Annotated in this window: 1 pseudogene; it reads left to right on the top strand. The window is 40.4% G+C overall.

Annotated features, from left to right (window positions below):
• Nucleotides 1-352: 352 nt before the first annotated feature.
• A pseudogene (locus tag A3729_RS05060) lies at nt 353-899 on the top strand (polyribonucleotide nucleotidyltransferase); the annotation flags it as partial.

Below are 899 nucleotides of genomic sequence, written 5' to 3'. Positions count from 1 at the left end.
TGATCGCTCGCTTAGGTCTACGTCGCTAAGGTGTAAGCTTTTTGAGCTTTGTTTTAGAGATGACTATGATTTTGTTATGAAGTCATAAATAAAGTACCGGCATGTCTTGAAAGATAGACATGCCGGTTCTTTTTTATCGATAATCATATTTTTTTATGTGATTGTCATCACGCTTAGTTGTTTGTGCAGCTAAGGTAAATGTAAAAGTGCTTTGTTAGAAGGCCGTAAAGTTTTATGTCTGAGTGTTTTTTCTGAGCTCGTTCTTCAAAGAAGTAAGAACACTGAGACGTAAAGCTTTTAGTCCTTGTCATTTAGCGAAGCTAAATCAAAGAAAATAAATTAAGGAGCCGATGTGAATCCGGTTATTAAAAAATTTAAGTACGGTAAGTCAGAAGTTACAATCGAAACAGGCAGAATCGCTCGTCAAGCAACAGGTTCTGTATTAGTCACAATGGACGATATCGCAGTATTGGTTGCGGTAACAGCAGCTAAACAAACTGCGCCAGGCCAAGACTTTTTCCCATTATCTGTTTTCTACAACGAGAAACAGTATGCGATTGGTAAAATCCCAGGTGGTTACATCAAGCGTGAATCGCGTCCTTCTGAAAAAGAGACGCTAACTTCTCGTCTAATTGACCGTCCAATTCGTCCGTTGTTTCCAAATGGTTTCATGAACGAAGTTCAGGTTGTTTGTACTGTTATGTCAGCAAACAAAACTGACAACTCAGATATCGCAGCGATGATCGGTACTTCTGCTGCGTTGGCTATCTCAGGTGTTCCGTTCAATGGTCCTATCGGTGCAGCACGTGTTGGCTTTACTGATGAAGATGGTTATTCACTTAACCCAACAAACGCTGAGTTGGAAGATTCGTTATTAGACATGGTTGTAGCGGGCACCA

The sequence above is a fragment of the Oleiphilus sp. HI0043 genome (assembly GCF_001634935.1).
This window is presented reverse-complemented; position numbering and strand designations above follow the sequence as displayed.